Annotated in this window: 17 protein-coding genes; 5 read left to right on the top strand and 12 right to left on the bottom strand. The window is 68.9% G+C overall.

Features of this window, described 5'->3' with window-relative positions; translation table 11 throughout:
* Window positions 1-14 precede the first annotated feature (14 nt).
* The 8 genes from AWC08_RS06495 to AWC08_RS06460 are packed head-to-tail and all read right to left on the bottom strand — an operon-like array spanning window position 15 to window position 7,475.
* Window positions 15-1,010 carry a DUF5914 domain-containing protein gene (locus AWC08_RS06495; RefSeq protein WP_069432645.1) on the bottom strand — a complete coding sequence of 332 codons (996 nt, stop codon included), beginning with the start codon at window positions 1,008-1,010 and terminating at the stop codon, window positions 15-17.
* Window positions 1,007-2,524 carry an FAD-dependent oxidoreductase gene (locus tag AWC08_RS06490; RefSeq protein ID WP_069432644.1) on the bottom strand — a complete coding sequence of 506 codons (1,518 nt, stop codon included), beginning with the start codon at window positions 2,522-2,524 and terminating at the stop codon, window positions 1,007-1,009. The genes AWC08_RS06495 and AWC08_RS06490 overlap by 4 nt, the downstream gene beginning before the upstream one ends.
* Entirely contained in the window at window positions 2,521-3,240 is a 720-nt protein-coding gene (locus AWC08_RS06485) for a class I SAM-dependent methyltransferase (RefSeq protein WP_069432709.1), read from the bottom strand. Before AWC08_RS06485 ends, AWC08_RS06490 begins: the two co-directional genes overlap by 4 nt.
* Window positions 3,233-3,556 (bottom strand): lycopene cyclase domain-containing protein, encoded by a 324-nt coding sequence (locus AWC08_RS06480; protein WP_065135014.1) that lies wholly within the window; start codon window positions 3,554-3,556, stop codon window positions 3,233-3,235. The genes AWC08_RS06485 and AWC08_RS06480 overlap by 8 nt, the downstream gene beginning before the upstream one ends.
* Window positions 3,553-3,876, bottom strand: coding sequence for a lycopene cyclase domain-containing protein (locus AWC08_RS06475; RefSeq protein ID WP_065135013.1), 324 nt, complete (start codon window positions 3,874-3,876; stop codon window positions 3,553-3,555). The genes AWC08_RS06480 and AWC08_RS06475 overlap by 4 nt, the downstream gene beginning before the upstream one ends.
* Window positions 3,873-4,826 carry a phytoene/squalene synthase family protein gene (locus tag AWC08_RS06470; RefSeq protein WP_069432643.1) on the bottom strand — a complete coding sequence of 318 codons (954 nt, stop codon included), beginning with the start codon at window positions 4,824-4,826 and terminating at the stop codon, window positions 3,873-3,875. Before AWC08_RS06470 ends, AWC08_RS06475 begins: the two co-directional genes overlap by 4 nt.
* Window positions 4,823-6,346 carry a phytoene desaturase family protein gene (crtI, locus tag AWC08_RS06465; protein WP_069432642.1) on the bottom strand — a complete coding sequence of 508 codons (1,524 nt, stop codon included), beginning with the start codon at window positions 6,344-6,346 and terminating at the stop codon, window positions 4,823-4,825. Before crtI ends, AWC08_RS06470 begins: the two co-directional genes overlap by 4 nt.
* 19 nt (window positions 6,347-6,365) lie before the next feature.
* On the bottom strand, window positions 6,366-7,475 hold the full coding sequence (locus AWC08_RS06460) for a polyprenyl synthetase family protein (RefSeq protein WP_069432641.1): 1,110 nt from the start codon (window positions 7,473-7,475) through the stop codon (window positions 6,366-6,368).
* A 292-nt stretch (window positions 7,476-7,767) separates the two neighbouring features.
* Between AWC08_RS06460 and AWC08_RS06455 the strand changes: the two genes are divergently transcribed.
* Window positions 7,768-8,457 (top strand): phosphodiesterase, encoded by a 690-nt coding sequence (locus AWC08_RS06455; RefSeq protein ID WP_069432640.1) that lies wholly within the window; start codon window positions 7,768-7,770, stop codon window positions 8,455-8,457.
* A complete protein-coding gene (locus AWC08_RS06450) occupies window positions 8,450-9,523 on the top strand; it encodes an NAD-dependent epimerase/dehydratase family protein (protein WP_069432639.1) in 1,074 nt (357 codons plus the stop codon). The genes AWC08_RS06455 and AWC08_RS06450 overlap by 8 nt, the downstream gene beginning before the upstream one ends.
* A 4-nt stretch (window positions 9,524-9,527) precedes the next feature.
* Here AWC08_RS06450 and AWC08_RS06445 read toward each other — a convergent pair whose 3' ends face one another.
* Complete coding sequence (locus AWC08_RS06445) at window positions 9,528-10,886, bottom strand: TIGR01777 family oxidoreductase (protein WP_069432638.1); 1,359 nt, start codon at window positions 10,884-10,886, stop codon at window positions 9,528-9,530.
* Between the two features lie 55 nt (window positions 10,887-10,941).
* Here AWC08_RS06445 and AWC08_RS06440 point away from each other — a divergent pair, with 55 nt between their 5' ends.
* Complete coding sequence (locus AWC08_RS06440; protein ID WP_069432637.1) at window positions 10,942-11,904, top strand: SDR family NAD(P)-dependent oxidoreductase; 963 nt, start codon at window positions 10,942-10,944, stop codon at window positions 11,902-11,904.
* Here the strand turns inward: AWC08_RS06440 and AWC08_RS06435 are convergent.
* The 3 genes from AWC08_RS06435 to AWC08_RS06425 all read right to left on the bottom strand — a co-directional run bounded on the left by AWC08_RS06435 (window position 11,901) and on the right by AWC08_RS06425 (window position 15,635).
* A complete protein-coding gene (locus AWC08_RS06435) occupies window positions 11,901-13,145 on the bottom strand; it encodes a glycosyltransferase family 4 protein (RefSeq protein ID WP_069432636.1) in 1,245 nt (414 codons plus the stop codon). The genes AWC08_RS06440 and AWC08_RS06435 overlap by 4 nt on opposite strands.
* Window positions 13,146-13,248: 103 nt before the next feature.
* The gene (locus tag AWC08_RS06430; protein WP_142283442.1) at window positions 13,249-14,811 is read right to left on the bottom strand and encodes a 1,4-alpha-glucan branching protein domain-containing protein; all 1,563 of its coding nucleotides are present in this window, start codon (window positions 14,809-14,811) and stop codon (window positions 13,249-13,251) included.
* A 26-nt stretch (window positions 14,812-14,837) separates the two neighbouring features.
* On the bottom strand, window positions 14,838-15,635 hold the full coding sequence (locus tag AWC08_RS06425) for a class I SAM-dependent methyltransferase (RefSeq protein ID WP_065135004.1): 798 nt from the start codon (window positions 15,633-15,635) through the stop codon (window positions 14,838-14,840).
* 218 nt (window positions 15,636-15,853) lie between these two features.
* Between AWC08_RS06425 and AWC08_RS06420 the strand changes: the two genes are divergently transcribed.
* Entirely contained in the window at window positions 15,854-16,645 is a 792-nt protein-coding gene (locus AWC08_RS06420; RefSeq protein ID WP_065135003.1) for an electron transfer flavoprotein subunit beta/FixA family protein, read from the top strand.
* Window positions 16,646-16,675: 30 nt separating this feature from the next.
* Window positions 16,676-17,632 carry an electron transfer flavoprotein subunit alpha/FixB family protein gene (locus AWC08_RS06415; RefSeq protein ID WP_069432634.1) on the top strand — a complete coding sequence of 319 codons (957 nt, stop codon included), beginning with the start codon at window positions 16,676-16,678 and terminating at the stop codon, window positions 17,630-17,632.
* The last annotated feature ends 34 nt before the right edge of the window (window positions 17,633-17,666 follow it).

The following is a 17,666-nucleotide window of genomic DNA, read 5'->3' as shown; positions in this document are numbered from 1 at the left end:
ACGCGACGCGAGAATCAGCCGCCGCTGCGCAGCAGGTACCGGCGCTCGGCGTAGGCCAGGTCGTCGCGCCACAGGCGGTTGGCGGCGTAGCGCATCAACGGTGTCACCAGCGGCCCCACCCGCAGTGCCGCTTTGAACCCGGGCCGCTGTGAGTGCGCGACGACGGCTTCGATCACGGCGACACGCGGGCGCCCGTCCGGCCCCGGTCCCATTGGAGTGGCGTGTGTTTCGACGACGCTGCCCGCGCCCTCACCTTCGACGATGCGCATGACGATGGTGCGGGCTTCCGGGCAGGTGAATTCCGCGATGGTGAGTACGCCGAAGCGGCCCAGCCGGAAGGTGACCGACACAACGAACCGGTCGTCGTCCTCGGTCGGGGTGGTCAGCACCTCGAGCCGGGTGAACGAGTAGGGGTGGAACCATCCGCCGTGCCAGGGATCGAGGCGGTTGGCGATGATGTCCTGCGGTTCGCAGGTCCCGACTAGGCGGGCGACGGCCGGCAGCGTCGTCCCGGAGGGCCGATCCGGGATCACCGGCACGTCCAGCGGCGCGTCGCCACCGACGTCGTCCAGTCGTACCCAGGCCAGCACGCCGTCGTCGTAGCCGGGCAACGCAGCCCAGCCCAGCTTGCAGGACTTGCCGTCCAGGGCCAGTCCATGCCAGCGGCAGAACAGCACCCCGTCGGAGACCGTGCCGGTGGCCAGGTCTGCGCCCAGATGAGGACAACTGGCCGGACCCACTGTCAAATGACCGAGTCGATCACGCCAGGCGACCAGTTCGACGCCGGCGACGCGGGCGCCGAGCGGTCGACCCGGTCGCACGTCAGCGCTCGCCGCGAACACATACCAGTTTCCGGTGGGACGGCGCTGCGACCGCTCCAACGCGGCATTGATGATCGCCGGCTGCGCCTGACCGTAGGTGGGACGCTGTTGTGTCCACGGAGCGCGTGGAACCAGTTGCAGCGGCCAGTCTTTGGGCCACCGGTCGCGGAACTGATCGCCGATGCTCATGCCCGCCCTCGGATTTGGCGCAGCGCCAGCGATCGCAGCAGCGTGGACCGGCCGCGGGTGGGAACGGTGAACAGGTCGTGGCCGGACACCCCCCACTGCGCGAGCAACTGATTGGCGGCCACCCAACCGGTGGTCGCGGCGCGCTCCATCAGCGCCACCGGCAGGTCGACCCGGATACCGTCGCCGGCCAGCACCAACCCGGTCTGCGGGGTCGCCACGGTAGGACGCCGGGTGTAGGTGCCGGGGGTGAATAACGGGCAGTCGCTGCGGCGCAGCACACGTTCCTGTACCACCTTGGCCGCAGCGGTCTCCGGGTACAGCTTGTGCAATTGCTCGATCGCCGCTTCGCTGGGTGTGGCGGAATCCATTGCATAGGAGTGCAATTCGACGACCGACCCACCCGTGCGGCGGGCCCAGTCGGCGGCCTGTGCCTCGTAGCGCTCCAGCACGCTGATGTTGTCGAGCGGGGGATGGCCCGCGGTACCCAGGAATGGGGCACGGTCCGGCCGGACCGGGCGGTCCAGCCACAGCCGGTGAACCACAAACGACGGTGCGGTGCGCAGCCGCCGGATCTGGGCGCGCCACAGGTCGTTACCGAGGTCCGGCGAAGCGGCCAAGACGTGTTGCAGCCCGTTCACATCCAGCGCCAGCACCACTGCGTCGGCGGACAGCGCGCCGCCGTCGGTGTGCACGCGGAATTCGCCGTCGACGGTCTCGACCCGTTGTACCGGTGTGCCCAGCCGGAACCCGACACCGCGCCCGCTCAGGTAGTCCCGCAGCGGATTCCACAGGCTCACATCGAAATTGGCGTTGGCGACGTCGAAGATCAGTCCTTCGCTGGAGCCCAGGAAATAGATGTGGAACATGGTCGCCAGTTCACCGGCCGAGAGCTGGGTCGGTTCGGCGAAGAAGCTGCGGGAGAACACCTCGAATGCGAGGTGACGCGCCGACTCCGGAAAATTGATGCTCTTGAGGAACGTTTCGGCGTCGATGTGGTCGAGCTGGTGATAGATCTCGGGAACCGAGACCGCCGCCAGCGGGGCCGAAGCCCGGGCGTCGATGCGGGCCAGATCGGACAGCCGGAAGGTCGGGCTGCGCAGCGCGAACACCAGCGCGTTCCACGGCGGCGTGCGGGGCAGTCCGCGGAAGGTGTCGCGGCGGCCTTCGCCGTCGATCAACGGGTAGTCGGTGACCGGTGTGAGCATTCGCAGCTGCGGGTCGACGCGGCTCAATAAGGCCCGCAGGTTGTAGTACTGACGGAAGAAGGCGTGGAAGCCGCGGTTCATCGGGACGTCGGAACCGTCATCCTCGTCGGTCCAGCCACCGACCCGCCCGCCCAGGTAGGGCTCCTTCTCCACTACCTCGACGTCGACGCCGCGTTCGGCCAGTCCGGTGGCAGCAGCCAGGCCGGCGATCCCGCCGCCGACGACGACGGCGCGGGGGCGCTTGGACAGCGACGTGGCATCGGCCAGCCCGAGCGTTGCGGAGTGTCGTTCGCGGCGGCGGTCGGTCACAGCGGCACCTCCCCGATAAAGGTATGGACGATGTTGCGTTCCCAGCCTGGCATGGTTTCGCTGCGAACCGTGCCGAATCCGGCGTCGGACATCCGCTGCCGGAACCGCTGGGCGCCGTCGAAACTCAGAACGCTGCGCCACAAGTGCCGGTACAGCGTGGTGCTGCGGGTCCGCCACCACCCGGAGGGAATGATGATCCCCCAGCACACCGCATGCCAAATCCGAACGGCCGCATGAGAATCCCGCACGGAGTACTCGTGCACGGCCAGTTTTCCGCCCGGCCGCAGCAACTCGCAGAAGGTGCGCAGTTGCCGGTCCGGGTCGGCCAGATTACGCAGCAGGTAGGCCGCCAGAATGCCGTCGAACGGGCCGGTGATGCCGTGCTCGCCCAGATTCTCGATGGGGGTGTGCACGAACCGGACGGACGACGGCCAGGACTTGGCCCGCGCCGCCTCCAACATGCCGGCGGAGGCGTCGACGGCGATGATCTCGGCTTCGGGAGCCGCTGCCAGCAACGCGGCCGTCGACGCGCCGGTGCCGCACCCGGCGTCCAGCAGTCGCAGTCCGCGCCCGTTTTCCGACAGACCCATGCGCTGCACCGAACGCCGGAGGTTGGCGTGATATCCAGGGTTGGCGCCGACCAGTCGGTCATAGGAGTCCGCCCCGACGTCGAACGCCTGCGGGACCTCGCCACGAGCAAGACCTGCTTTATCCATCTTCACCGCCCCGTACACGTTGATACTCCCACACCAGCAATACCCCGGTGACCAGAGCGAAGCCGAACAGGAAGTCCTCGATGGGGATATCGAAGGGAAACCGCACTCCGCTGGTCTGCCGCTCGTCGTAGATGACCACCGGGGCACTGAGCTTGGTCAGCCAGCCATCGACCGGAACCTGGAAGCCGAGCACGATCACCATCGACAACCAATAGGCCAGCTTGCGAAATAGGCCGGTGCGCAACACCGTGAACTCCAGCGCACACACCGCCAGCACGGACACCACGGCCGGAACGGTGTAGCCCAGTCCGGTCATCGGCGCCGGCTCCAGTCGAGAATCGCGCTCACTGCGCTGTAGGTGAGCAGTCCGCACACGGGTATCACCAGGAAGAACAGCACTTCTTCGATGGGAATGCGCGGTGGCAACTCGATACCGGTGATGTATTTGCCGTTGTACCACCATATTCCGGCGGCGATCGCGATGGCGTCCCACACCAGGAAGAGCGCGGCGAACGGGACCACAGCCCGCAACAGGCGTCCGGGTTGGCGGTACACGCCCTTGCCGAACACCTCCAGCGGCAGCGTGATGAGCAGGCACAGCCCCAGCACGACCAGGTACTGCCAGTGATCGCTCACGCCGCACCGGGCTTTCGCCCCTCGGGCAGGGCCCGGCGGATGCGCCAGGACTGGAACAGGGCGCCGCCGGCCACCTGGAGGCGGCGGGCCTTGCCGACGGTGGCGCGGTGGCTGAACACGGCGAAGCCACTGTCCTCGATCCGGTCCAGGATTTCGGAGTACAGGGTCAACGCCGTTGTGACGCAAGGGCGGGACCGCGGCTCCAGCAGCGCGATCCCGTCGGCGGCGAACCGGTAGATCTCCCGGGTGATCTTGTGCTGCTCGGCCAATGCCTCGCGCACCCGGGCATCGGTGTGGCGGTGCATGTGACACCACAGCATCAACTCGCGATCGACGCCGTGGGCGGCGAGTTCGTCGGCCGGCAGATAGATCCGGTCGCGCAGCAGGTCTTCGTCGACGTCGCGCAGGAAGTTGGTCAGCTGGAAGGCGCGGCCCAGCGCTTCGGCGTAGGGCGCCGCTTCGGCCGGGTCGACGATCGTGCCGAGTACCGGAAGCACTTGCAGTCCAATGACTTCCGCCGAGCCGCGCATGTAGCGGTTGAGCGCGGCGCGGTCCGGGTAGCTGGTGACCGCGAGGTCCATGCGCATCGAGTCCAGGAAATCCGCGAACAGTTCCGTGGGGATCCGGTAGCGGGCCACGGTGTCGTCGACCGCGGCCAGCACCGGCTCGTCGCGCTGCTCGCCCCCGGCGAAGAAGCGGTCGGAGAGCACTTGCAGCCGCTCAGCCCGCGCCTGCGCGTCCAGGTTGGGGTTGAACTCGTCGAGAATGTCGTCGGCGACACGTGCGAATGCGTAGAGCGCATGCACCGCGGGGCGCTGGTCGGGCGCGAGCAGCCTGGTCGCCAGGAAGTAGGTGCGGCCGTTTGCGGCCGCGATCTTTCGACAGTCTCGATACGCCGCCCGCAACGCGGGATCGTCGATGCCGGCGGCGTCGAGTTCGGTGCGGATCACGGGAGCGGGGCTTTCAGGTCGACGTGCCGTGCGCCGGACCGCTCGGGCACCCCGGTGATGCGGTCGGCGGCGAGCCGACCGGAGATCAGCGTCGTCGGCACCCCGACTCCGGGTGTGGTCGACGATCCGGCGAGCACGACGTTGTCGATGCCGCGTATCAGGTTCGCCGGCCGGAAGGGCCCGGTCTGGCTGAAGGTATGCGCCAGGGCGAACGGAGTGCCCGCCGCCATACCGGCGCGGGCCCAGTCGGCGGGGGTGTCCACGTGCAACACTTCGGCGCCGTCGCGCAGGCCGGGCAACAGTCGTTGCTCCACCGCCTCGAGCATGGTCTGGGTGTAGGGACCGGTGGTGTTGGACCAGTCAATGCGGCCGCTGTCCAGGTTGGGCGCCGGCGCCAGGACATACAGCAGGTCACGTCCGGCCGGAGCAAGCGACGGGTCGCCGGCCGTCGGACGCGTCACCAGCAGCGACGGGTCCCGCATCAGCTGGCCGTCGCGGATGATGTCGGTGAAGGTCTGATCCCAGGCGTCGCCGAAAAGAATGGTGTGATGCGCCGGCGGTGGCTCGATCGCGCGACAACCGACGTGCATCACCACGGCCGACGGGGCGGCGCGCAGCTTCAGCGGGCGCCGTGGCCGGCGGCCCAGCAGTTCATACGTCAGCGGCAATTCGGTGGTCAAAACCACTGCGTCGCAGGCGATCCGGTCGCCCTCGGCGGTGATCACCGCCTCCACCCGGTCGCCGTTGCGCTGCAGCGAGGTGACCGTCGATCCGTATCGGAACTGCACCCCGGCGTCTTGGGCGGCCGCGGCCAGCGCGTCGGGTAGGGCCCGCACGCCGCCACGGGGGAAGAACACGCCCGACACGGTGTCCATGTAGGCGATCACCGCGTAGACGGCCAGCGCGTCCTGGGGCGCCACTCCGGCGTACAGGGCCTGGAAGGTGAACACCCGCCGCAGCCTGGGGTCGCTGATGTAGCGCTTGACCATCGTCTCCCAGCGGCGGAACCCACCGATTCCGGCGAGCCGCGCCAACTGCGGGGTCAGCATGGACAGCGGCGAATCGAAGTTTGCGGCGATGAAGCCCTCGAACTCGATGCGGTAGAGCCGGTCCAGCCAGTCGCGCAACGCTCGGTAACCGGCGGCCTCCTGGGGGCCGGCGAACTCGCGCACCGAGGCGGCCATCCGCTCGGCGTCGGTGTGGACGTCGATGGCGGCTCCGTCGGCGAACATCGCTCGATACGCCGGGTCCACCGGCAGCAGGTCCAGCCGTAGCGACAGGGAGTCGCCGACCGCGGCGAAGGCCTCGTCGATCAGGTCAGGCATGGTGAGGACCGTCGGCCCGGTGTCGATCAGGTACCCGCCGATGTCGCGGCGCCCGGCCCGGCCGCCGGGCCACGGCTCACGCTCGACCACCGTGACGTCACGCCCCCGGCCGGCCAGGTGCAGCGCCGCGGCAAGTCCCGCAAAGCCCGCACCTACCACGACGACCCGGTCGGTCCGTCCTCCAACCGTACGCATCAGTTGCCCTCCCGTGCGATCATGCGGCACGCCTGGTGCACACCCCGGCCATGCCGGACAGCGCGCCCTTGATCGGGCCGTCGATTCCGCTGCTGTTCAACGCTTCCTGGGCGATCTCCACCCGGTCTGAGATGAGTTGCTCGATCCGCTGCACCGCTCCGGTGGCGAAAATCAAAGCACGCCAGTGCTCGAGGTCGGCGTCGGTGAGGTGCTCGCGATCGATCAGCTCCGCGAACTGCCGGCGCGTCGAGGTGTCGGCGAGTTCGAACGCCGCGACCATCAGGCTGGTGGCCTTGCGCTCGAGCAGGTCACCGCCGTTGGGCTTGCCGGTGGTGCCGGGCGATCCGAAAATGCCGAGGATGTCGTCGCGCAGCTGAAAGGCTTCGCCGACCGCGCTGCCGTATTCGCCCAGCCGCGCCAGCGTGTGCTCGCTGCAGCCGGCCATGGCGGCGCCGATCTCCAGCGGTCGGCGCACCGTGTAGTTGCCGGATTTCAGCCGGGCCACGTTGAGCACCGCGTCCAACGTGGGGGGCTTGCGGATATCCAGAGTCAGGTCGGCGAACTGGCCGACCGCCAGTTCGGTGCGCATGGCGTCGTAGCGTGGCCAGGCCCGCTGCAACTGGGTACGGCTCAGGCCGCAATCGCGCAGCATCTGCTCGGCCCAGATCAGGCACAGGTCACCGAGCAGCACCGCCGCCGATTCGCCGAACCGGCGCGAGGATCCCGACAACCCACGCTGGGTGTGCCATTGCTCGAACTGGATATGCGCGGCGGGCAACCCGCGCCGCGACGGCGAGTCGTCCATTACGTCGTCCTGCAGCAGTGCGAAAGCGTGCAGTAATTCTAAGCTGGCGGTCGCCGACAGGGCCGCCTCGCTGGGAGGCGCGCCGCACAGCCAGCCCAGGTACATGAAGGTGGACCGCAGGCATTTGCCGCCCTTGACGAACTCCAGCAGGACCCCGCCGGCGGCGTCCACGCCGCAGTCGCCCAGGGTGTCTGTGCAGCGGGCGCCGACGAACGCCTCGACCTCGGCCAGCACGGCGTATCGCAGACTATTTCGCCAGTCGTCGAACTGGTCGACGGCGGCCAGGCCTGCCGGGCCTTTGCGTGCGGCCTCGGCGAGTGCCACCCGTGGGAACTCACGAACATCTCCCACGGCGACTCCCTCGAGACTGCCGTCAGCCGCTGATACCGGACGGCTCAGATTCACGCGTTGGTACCCCCTCGACGGGAAGCCAAACCACGGGCAGGTGGCGCTGGCGGGCTCGAATAATTATCTTCAATTATTGAAACGTTAATTTACTGAATGATTCTCTGGTTCGCCAGTCGTACGGGTCGGCCGCCGACTATTGAGCACACGTAGCAGAGTCGGATTCGGTTCAAACGGGTTTTCCTCTTTGCGGAAAGGGAACCCGCCGCCGGTGAACGTTTCTGATCTTGTCGCCCTACCCTTCCAGTGGGGATCCGCCCTCCGCGGCAAGCGGTTCTTCCATCCGCTGGGCGTGGTCGCCACGGGCTCCGTGCAACGCACCGCACCGGACGGCGAGGGCCTGCCGATTCCCAGCTCCGACCTGGTTGCCCGCTTCTCCAAGGCGACCGGCACACCGGGAGGATTACCCGATTTCATCGGACTCGCGCTGCGCGTGGACGGCGGATCCGGACCATGGGACATCCTGCTCGTCTCCGCCGGATCGGGAGTGCTGACCCGGGCGGTGGCCCTGCGGCCGGTGACCTCATGGTCGGGACATCACATGACCACCCTGATGCCGCTGAGTTACGGCGGCAGGAAGTGGTGGCTGCGGGCCCGGATCGACACCGGAATCGACGGTGCCGGCCTCTCCCTTGACGACGTGCGGCGGCAGGTTGCGAACGGTGGGGTCGAGGTCACGCTCGATCAGGCCTGTGGCAGCTCGGGCTTCCACGAGCTCGGACGGCTGACGTTGACCAGGGTCGTCGAACTGCAACCGGGACAGGACGTCTCGTTCGATCCGGTGCTCAATACCGCACCCGGGGTGAAGCTGTATCCGGGCTGGCTGGCCGACCTGCGGGCGAGCGCCTATGCCCGCAGCCGGGACGGCCGTGAGGCGCACGGTGTGGTGACCGGTGGCTAGGCGAATAGCCGTCACCGGCGCCAGTGGCAACGTGGGTACGTCGCTGCTGCGCGCTCTCGGCGAAGGGGACTATGACGTCGTCGGTATCGCGCGGCGTCAGCCATCCCCGCAGGACATGTACCGCAACGTCGAGTGGCATCAGCTCGATGTGGCCGACAATGACGCAGAAGCGCAGTTGGGCAGGATCTTTCGTGACGTGGACTGCGTCGTGCATCTGGCCTGGGGATTTCAGCCCACCCGCAACGTGCGCTACCTCTACGAGGTCGGTGTTCGCGGAACCTCCGCGGTGTTGGGAGCGGCGGACGGCGCCGGGGTGTCCCATCTGGTCCACATGTCTTCCCTCGGCACGTATGCGCCGGGCCGGTACGGACAGCGGGTGGACGAGTCATGGTCGACCGCGGGCCTGCCCACGTCGACATACAGCAGGGCCAAGTCGGCGGCAGAGAAATTGCTCGACGACTACGAGGCCACGCACACCGATGGCGTCGGCATCACGCGGCTTCGTCCGGGCCTGATCGTGCAGCGCGGTGCAGCCGCCGGTCTGCGGCGCTACACGCTGCCCGCGTACATAAACCCCGGCTGGCTTCGCTGGCTGCCCGTGCTTCCGCTGGACCGGTCGTTGACCATGGCCGCGATACACGCCGACGATGTGGCCGATGCCTGCGTGCGCGCGATCGAGCGTCGCGCGTTGGGGCCGTTCAACCTCGCCGCCGAACCGCCGCTGACCCGCGATGACATAGCTGCTGCGTTGGGCGCCAAACCGATTCACGTGCCCGCCGGACTGCTCAGGCCGCTGCTTCAGGCGTCGTGGCGGGCCCGGTTGCAGCCGATCGACCGGGGCTGGTTCGACATGGTGTTCTCCGCGCCCCTGTTGAACACCGACCGTGCGCACCGGGAGCTCGGGTGGTCGCCGCGTTACTCGTCGCTGCAAGCTTTCGGCGAATTCATCGACGGATTCTTGCGCCAGGAGGGGATGCCGAGCCCGGTTCTGTGGCCGCGCTCGCTGCGCACCGCGCTCATGCGCGACGTGTCCCACGGGCCCGTCACGACGCGGCCGGTGCCGTAGCCCGTCAGTCGTTATGTCCGCTGTGTCCGAGCAGGTGCCGCAACGCGGATTCGAGGTCGGGCTGGCGAAACGGGTGCCCGGCGCTGCTGAGCCGGGCAGGGGCGACCCGCTGGTTCGCCAGCGCGAGTTCTTTCGCCCCCTGGGCGCCGAGCAGGACCCGCGGTCCCAGCGCCGGTACCGGCAGCACGGCGGGCCGGTGCAGCACGTGCGCGAGGGTGCGGGTGTACTCGGAGTTCCGAACGCGTTGTGGCGCAACGGCATTGATCGCTCCGGAGAGCTCGTTGTCCCACCACGAGCGATGGTAGATGTCGACGAGGTCGTCGATCCCGATCCAGGAGAACCACTGGCGGCCGTCGCCGAGCCGGCCGCCCAGCCCGGCGCTGAACAGCGGCCGCATCAGCTGCAACGTGCCCCCGGCGGGCGACTGAACGATCCCGGTGCGCACCATCACCACCCGGGCGCCGGCCTGCTCGGCCGCCGCGGTGGCGGCCTCCCAGTCGGCGACGACGTCGGCGAGGAACCCGTCACCGCGCTCGCTGTCCTCGGTGAGGGTGTCATCGCCGCGGTCATACCCGTAGAACCCAATGGCCGAGGCAGAGATCAGCACCGGTGTGCCGGTGCGCGCCACCAGTTCGGCCAGCCGCCGTGTGGGCCCGATCCGGCTGTCCCGGATCGCTTTCCGGTGCTTGTCGGTGAACCGCCCGGCGATCGAGGCGCCCGCGAGGTGAATGACGGCGTCGACCCCGGCCAATAGGTCGGGATCGGGGTCGTCGGTGTTCCACTGCCGCTCATCGGGGCCGCTCGGGGTGCCGCGGACCAGCCGGATGACGCGGTGGCCGCCGGTGCTCAGGAACGCGGTCAGCGCCGTGCCGACCAAGCCCGACGCGCCCGTCACCGCGACGGTCGAGGGTGCCAGGCCGTGCTGGGCCGCGCGCCGGTGCGCGGCCAGGTCGTCGGCCAGCTGGCGATGCCGGTAGACGAACATCTGGCGCAGCGCACGCTCGGGCACCGGGGTGTCGAGTCGGTCGATGACGCGGGTCCGGTCTGGGCCTGCTTCTTCGAAGTCGTGGGTGTGCCGCCAGTGCCCGATGATGCGCGGGGGCAGTGAGGCCAGCCCGTCGCTGCTGAGCACATCGACGAAACGGCTTGGCGGGTCATAAGAATCCGCCTGATGCTGGGCCACCCACCGCAGCCCGCCCGGCAGACCGAGGACGGCGCGGCCGTCTTTGAGTGAGTCGGCCTCGCTGATAAGGCGCATCGGCGACCAGGGCGGCGAAAGCCGGGCGAAGGCGCCGGGGCGGGTGTGCCAGGCGAACACTTCGTCGCGCGGCGCGTCGATCACGCTCGAATAGGTCAGGCCCATGGGTGTGACGTTACCGACGACTGCGGCGGTGTGCCCGTGGGGCATTCTTGTCTGCATGGGTGTTCGCGACGGAATCGTCTCGCTGTTCGACGCCGTGTTGGACCGGGCGGTGGTGCCCGGTTACACCCGGATCGGATATCGCCTTCGAACCCTGCAGTGGCCCGATGACCCGCCGGCCGGTGCCCTGCGTGGGCGCACCGCGTTGGTCACCGGCGCCAACCGCGGCATCGGCAAGGCCATCGCGGTCGCCTTGGCCGGGCTGGGCGGGACCGTTCTCCTGACGGTGCGCGACGCGGCCAAGGGGGAGCAGGCGCGCGAGGAGATCATCGCTTCGAATCCCGACGCCGACATCCGCATCGAGGTGTGTGACATGTCGGACCTGGCGGCCGTGCGCGCGTTCGCCGCCGATCTGGCTCGGCGGATGGCGGGACTGGACATCTTGATCCACAACGCGGGGCTGCTGCCCGCGCAGCGGACCGAGACCAGCGAGGGACACGAGGTCACGCTGGCCACCCACGTGCTGGGGCCGCTGCTGCTGACCGAAGGCCTGCTGCCATTGTTGCGGGCCTCCAGCGACCCGCGCGTGATTCTGATGTCCTCAGGCGGGATGTACACCCAGCAGCTGCCCGTCGACGACCCCGAATACCGGGAAGGCCGCTACCGCGGCGCCATCGCCTATGCCCGAAGCAAGCGGGTTCAGGTGGCATTCACCGCGCTGCTGGCCCGCCGCTGGGCGGGCATTCCGGTCTACTCGATGCATCCCGGATGGGCGGACACGCCCGGGGTGGCGTCCTCGCTGCCCGGCTTTCGGCGCCTGACCGGCCCGTTGCTGCGCACCGCGCAAGAGGGCGCCGACACCGCCGTCTGGCTTGCCGCGACCAAGCCCGCACCGCCGACCGGGCTGTTCTGGCATGACCGGCGGCCGCGCCCGCAGCACTACCTTCCGACGACCTGGTACACCGACGACGAACTGCAGCGCATGTGGCGGTACTGCGCGGACGCGGCCGGGCTGGACTAACGATCCGGCAGCGCGTGCTCGACGACCGGCCGCCGCGGCTGCGGTTGCCGCTCGCCGCGCTTGGCGGCCAGATAGACCTGCGCCGTTTCGCCGGCCACGGTTCGCCAGTCGAAGTCTGAGGTTAGCCGCTGGCGCGCGGCGCTGGCCCGGCGCTGGGCCGCTGCCGGATCGTCGAGCACGGCGCATACCGCCGCGGCCAGCCCCGCCACGTCGCGCGGCGCGAACGACATGCCGGTGACGCCGTTGATCACCGCTTCGCCCAATCCACCGGTATTGGATGTGACCAGAGGAATGCCGGCCGCGGCGGCCTCCAGCGCGGCCAGCCCGAAAGGTTCGTAGTGGCTCGGCAGCACGGCGGCGTCGGCCCGGTGCAAAGCGGCCAGCAGCTCGTCATGATGCAGATGTCCGACGAAGTGAGTTGCCTTGCGCACCTTGTATTTACGAGCCTGCTCGATGAGCCAGTCCTGCTGCGTGCCGTCGCCCGCGATGGTCAGGGTGGTGCCTGGGTGGTTGCGCCTGATCTTCGGTAATGCGGCGATGGCGTCGTGCACGCCCTTCTCGTATTCCAACCGTCCGACGTAGAGCAGTTCGGCCGGACTTTTGCGTGGCCGGCGGGCGGCGAACGGCCACCGCGCCGCATCGATTCCGTTGCGGATCACCGTGATCTCGGACAGCCCCGGGCCGAACAGTTCGGTGATTTCCTCGCGCATCGACGCCGAACACGTGATGAGCGAATCTGATTCGCGCACCAGCCACGACTCCACGGCGTGTACCTGCCGGCTGATCGCCCCGCTGACCCAACCGGAATGCCGGCCGGCTTCCGTCGCGTGAATAGTGGAAACGATTGGCGTGTCGTAGAATTCGGCGAGTGCAACGGCCGGGTGGGCCACCAGCCAATCATGGGCGTGCACCACGTCGGGGCGCCAGGGCCGATTGCTGCCGGGGCTCTTGATGGCCAGTCCGGCGCGGATCATGGCGTGGCCCATCGCCAGCGTCCAGGCCATCATGTCTGTGCTGAACGTGAACTCGTGCGGATCCTGGGCGGCCGCGATCACCCGCACACCCTCGTGGACTTCGTCGGTGGTGGGGTGCGTGCTCGGATCGGTGCCGGTGGGCCGGCGGGACAGCACGACGACGTCGTGGCCGGCCGCGGCGAGCGCGGTCGAGAGGTGGTGGACGTGTCGGCCCAGCCCGCCGATGACGACCGGCGGGTACTCCCACGAGATCATCAGGATCTTCATGCGGGCGCCTTGGTCTGGCGCGAAGGTGCGCAAAATGCCGCGAGCGGCGGCGTGTTAATGGCAACGCGCGCGCGCTCGGCGGGGGTGTGTCGGACGCAGACGCTCACCTCGGCAGCCTCCGGGCGTCCAGGGCGCCGAACAGGCCATCGGCCCGGTTCCACCCCTCCGCCAACCGCTGTGCGGAGTCGCGGCGGCCCGACGCCAGCGCCCCCGCGATCTCCCGGGTGGCGTGGGCGTGCAGATGCGCGCGGTAACGCGCATAGTCGGCGGCGGAGTCCTTGCTGACCATGAACGGCCAGTCGCTGGACACGGTCAGCAGCGTCTCGCGCAGGATCTGGTCGGCCACGTGATCGCGCGGGATAGGCCCATCCAGCGACGCGGTCTGCGCCAGCGCCTTATCCACGGTCGTCAGCGCGGTGTCGACCACCTCGGAGTTGAGTTGCACCAGATCGGCCACCTGCTCGCCGTTCCACACCTGCCAGTCCTTGCCTGAACCCCAAGAGCTGGGCGGCAATTCGACCGCCGAGCCGACGAATCCCGCCGACATCGCGTCGTTCAGCGTCCCTACCTGGACGCCGGCTTCGGGCAGTGCTCGCAGCACGCGCGCCAGCCAGGTCGGACCTTCGTACCACCAGTGGCCGAACAGCTCGGTGTCGAAAGCAGCCACCACGTGGGCGGGGCGGCCGATCCGCTCGGACTCCGACGCCAGGCGGTTGCGCACCACCTCGACGAAGTCGGCGACGTGGACGTCGACCGCGCGATCGGCGCGCTCGGGGTCATAGGGCGCCTTGCCGTCGGATCCCACATTGCGGCCCGTGACCCGGGCGGGCTTCAGCCCGGTCAGGTGGTCGTAGGTGTGGAAGTCGCGGTAGGCGGCGTGGCCGGGGTAGCCGGACTTGGGCGACCACACCCGGTAACTGACCTGCAGGTCACGGCCGAACGCGACCACCGAGCTGGTGCCGACCGGACGGCCGAGCGCGGTGTCACCGTGCAGCGACGGCCCGTCGACCATGAAGTGGCTCACCCCGGCCGCGGCGTAGTCGTGCTCCATGCCGGGCGCGTACGCGCATTCGGGCGCCCAGATCCCCGTCGGGCGCTGCGACATTCGCAAGCGGGCGTCGGCCAGGCCCTCGCGCAGGGCGAACTCCCGTAACCGCGGCGCCAGCAGCGGCTGGAAGGGATGGGCCAGGGGGCCGCCCAGCAACTCGACGGTGCCCGCGTCGATCAGGCCGCGCAGCAGCGGGCTACCGCCATGCCGCCACAGCGTGGAGAAGTCCTCGAGTGCCTGATCGGCCTCCCTGCACTCCCGAATGCCGAAGGCGCGCAACGCTTCCGGCGTGCACGACAGGTAGCCGGAGGATTTCGACCGCGGCACCGACCGCACGCTGGCGGCCACTGTGGTCGCTTCGAAGGCGCGCAGCCGCCAGTTGGCCAGCCAGTGGTGCATGCCGTCCAGGCAGTACGGGTCGTCGAGCTGGGCGTTGACCACCGGCGTCATGCCGAGAGTGAGCATCCCGCGGCGATCCTCGTCGGCCAGCGAGCTCAGCACCCGCAGCAGCGGCAGGTAGGCCGCCGCCCACGACTGGTAGAGCCATTCCTCTCCGACCGGCCAGCGACCGTGGTGGGCCAGCCAGGGCAGGTGCGTGTGCAGCACCAACGTGAACATGCCGGGCACCCGGTCGGGTGAACTGGTCAACGGCGCACCGCGATCGCGACCAGATCCAGGCTGTCGTCGATATCACAGACCGCCCGGTCCAGGAGGTCGAAGTCGGCGGTGGCCACCGCCGCCACGTCGGCCACCAGCTCCGGTGACCAAGGCGCATCGGCCACCGCCCGCTCGATCTGCGCGTCGATGATCGAACCGCCGTGGCGGGCATCCATCTCCTGCAGGCGCGGGCCGTGGAACAGCCCGCTCATCGACACGTCGCCGAAACCGCCGTCGAGCAGCAGTTCGGTGAGTTCGTCGGCGTTGAGTTCGCGGGTGTGGAACGGGTTGATCGGGGTGTCGCGGCCGGGGGAGAAGGTGATGCGGTTGGGCGTCGAGACCATCAGCAATCCGGCGGGCCGCAGCACCCGCGCGCACTCGCGGATGAACTGGCCCTGGTCCCACAGATGCTCGATGACCTGGAAGTTCACCACGACATCCACCGACGCGTCGGGCAGCGGCAACTCGGTCAGGTTGGCGTGCAGCACCTGCACCCGGGGATAGCGGCGGCGGACGTGGGTGACGGCGGATTGGTCGTAGTCGACGGCGACCACCCGGCGGGCGACGCCGGCGATCAGGTCGGCGCCGTAACCCTCGCCGCAGCCGGCCTCCAGGACGTCAAGGTCCGCGCAGCGCGGCGCGAGGCGCTCGTACACCACCTCGTGACGGCGGAACCAGTAGTTCTCGATGTCGAGGTCGGGGATGGTGCGCTCGCCGGTCAGCGTCAAACCCGGATCCACCGCGTGGTCGATCCGGTCTGGGGTGTTGGGGACGATTGCACTCATTGTTAAGGCAGGCTAATGCCTGGCCTCTGATTCGCGAACCGGACGGTGGATCAAGGGGGCAGCCCAGGGCAATCGTCCCAGTAAGCACCCGCTATGGTGGGATGGCAAACCGCGAGAAGTTACCGACTAGTAACATGGCGTATGCGGTTGCGAAACGCGTGACCGAGGTCCTGCAGTCGACTGCTGCGGGACTCCTTCGAGGAGGACGAACCACACTCATGACGAACATCGTGGTCCTGATCAAGCAGGTTCCGGACACCTGGTCGGAGCGCAAGCTCTCCGACGGCGACTGGACGCTCGACCGCGAGGCCGCTGACGCGGTCCTGGACGAGATCAACGAGCGCGCCGTGGAAGAAGCGCTGCAGATCCGGGAGCGGGAGGGCGGCGACGGGTCGGTCACCGTGCTGACCGCCGGCCCCGAGCGCGCCACCGAGGCGATCCGCAAGGCCCTGTCCATGGGCGCCGACAAGGCCGTCCACCTCAAGGACGACGGCCTGCACGGCTCGTGCGTGGTGCAGACGGCGTGGGCGCTGGCCCGCGCCCTGGGCACCATCGAGGGCACCGAGCTGGTGATCGCCGGAAACGAGTCCACCGACGGCTCGGGCGGCGCCGTGCCGGCGATCATCGCCGAGTACCTGGGCCTGCCGCAGCTCACTCACGTGCGCAAGCTGTCCGTCGAGGGCGGCAAGATCACGGCCGAGCGCGAAACCGACGACGGCCTGTTCAGCCTCGAGGCCACGCTGCCCGCCGTGGTCAGCGTCAACGAGAAGATCAACGAGCCGCGCTTCCCGTCCTTCAAAGGCATCATGGCCGCCAAGAAGAAGGAAGTCACCGTCCTGACGCTGGCGGAGATCGGCGTCGAGGCCGACGAGGTGGGCCTGGCCAACGCCGGTTCGACCGTGCTGTCCTCGACCCCGAAGCCACCGAAGACCGCAGGTGAGAAGGTCACCGACGAGGGCGAGGGCGGCAGCGAGATCGTCAAGTACCTGGTCGGCCAGAAGATCATCTGAGCCCAACCCCACGTAGAGAGCGAATAACCCATGGCTGAAGTTCTGGTGCTCGTCGAGCACGCCGAAGGGGCCCTGAAGAAGGTCACTTCCGAATTGATCACCGCGGCCCGCGCCCTTGGCGAGCCCGCCGCCGTCGTCGTCGGTGCGCCCGGCACCGCCGCACCGCTGGTGGACGGCCTCAAAGAGGCCGGCGCCGAGAAGATTTACGTCGCCGAGTCCGACGTGGCGGAGAACTACCTGATCACGCCTTACGTCGACGTGCTGGCATCGCTGGCCGAGTCCAACGCGCCGGCGGCGGTGCTGTTGGCCGCCAACGCCGACGGCAAGGAGATCGCGGGGCGGCTGGCCGCGCGCATCGGATCGGGTCTGCTGGTCGACGTCGTCGAGGTGCGGGAGGGCAACAAGGCCCTGCACTCGATCTTCGGTGGCGCGTACACCGTCGAGTCCCAGGTCAACGGCGACACGCCAGTGATCACGGTGCGCGGCGGCGCCATCGACGCCGAGCCCAAGGCCGGCGCCGGTGAGCAGGTGAACGTCGAGGTTCCGGCCCCCGCCGAGAACGCGACCAAGATCACCTCCCGCGAACCGGCCGTGGCCGGTGACCGTCCCGAGCTCACCGAAGCCAGCGTCGTGGTCTCCGGTGGCCGTGGCGTGGGCAGCGCCGAGAACTTCAGCGTGGTCGAGGAGCTGGCCGACTCGCTGGGTGCCGCGGTCGGCGCCTCGCGGGCCGCGGTGGACTCGGGCTACTACCCGGGGCAGTTCCAGGTGGGGCAGACCGGCAAGACCGTGTCGCCGCAGCTGTACATCGCGCTGGGCATTTCCGGGGCTATCCAGCACCGGGCCGGCATGCAGACCTCGAAGACCATCGTCGCGGTCAACAAGGACGAAGAGGCGCCGATCTTCGAGATCGCCGACTACGGCGTGGTCGGTGACCTGTTCAAGGTCACCCCGCAGGTGACCGAGGGCGTCAGAGCCCGCAAGGGCTGATCGGCCGGCACACGTGAAAGCCCCCGCCGGGTGC

Origin of the sequence: Mycobacterium gordonae (genome assembly GCF_002101675.1) — a bacterium.
Taxonomy (GTDB): domain Bacteria; phylum Actinomycetota; class Actinomycetes; order Mycobacteriales; family Mycobacteriaceae; genus Mycobacterium; species Mycobacterium gordonae.
Note: the sequence above shows the minus strand (reverse complement) of the source record. Positions and strands in the feature narration are given on the sequence as shown.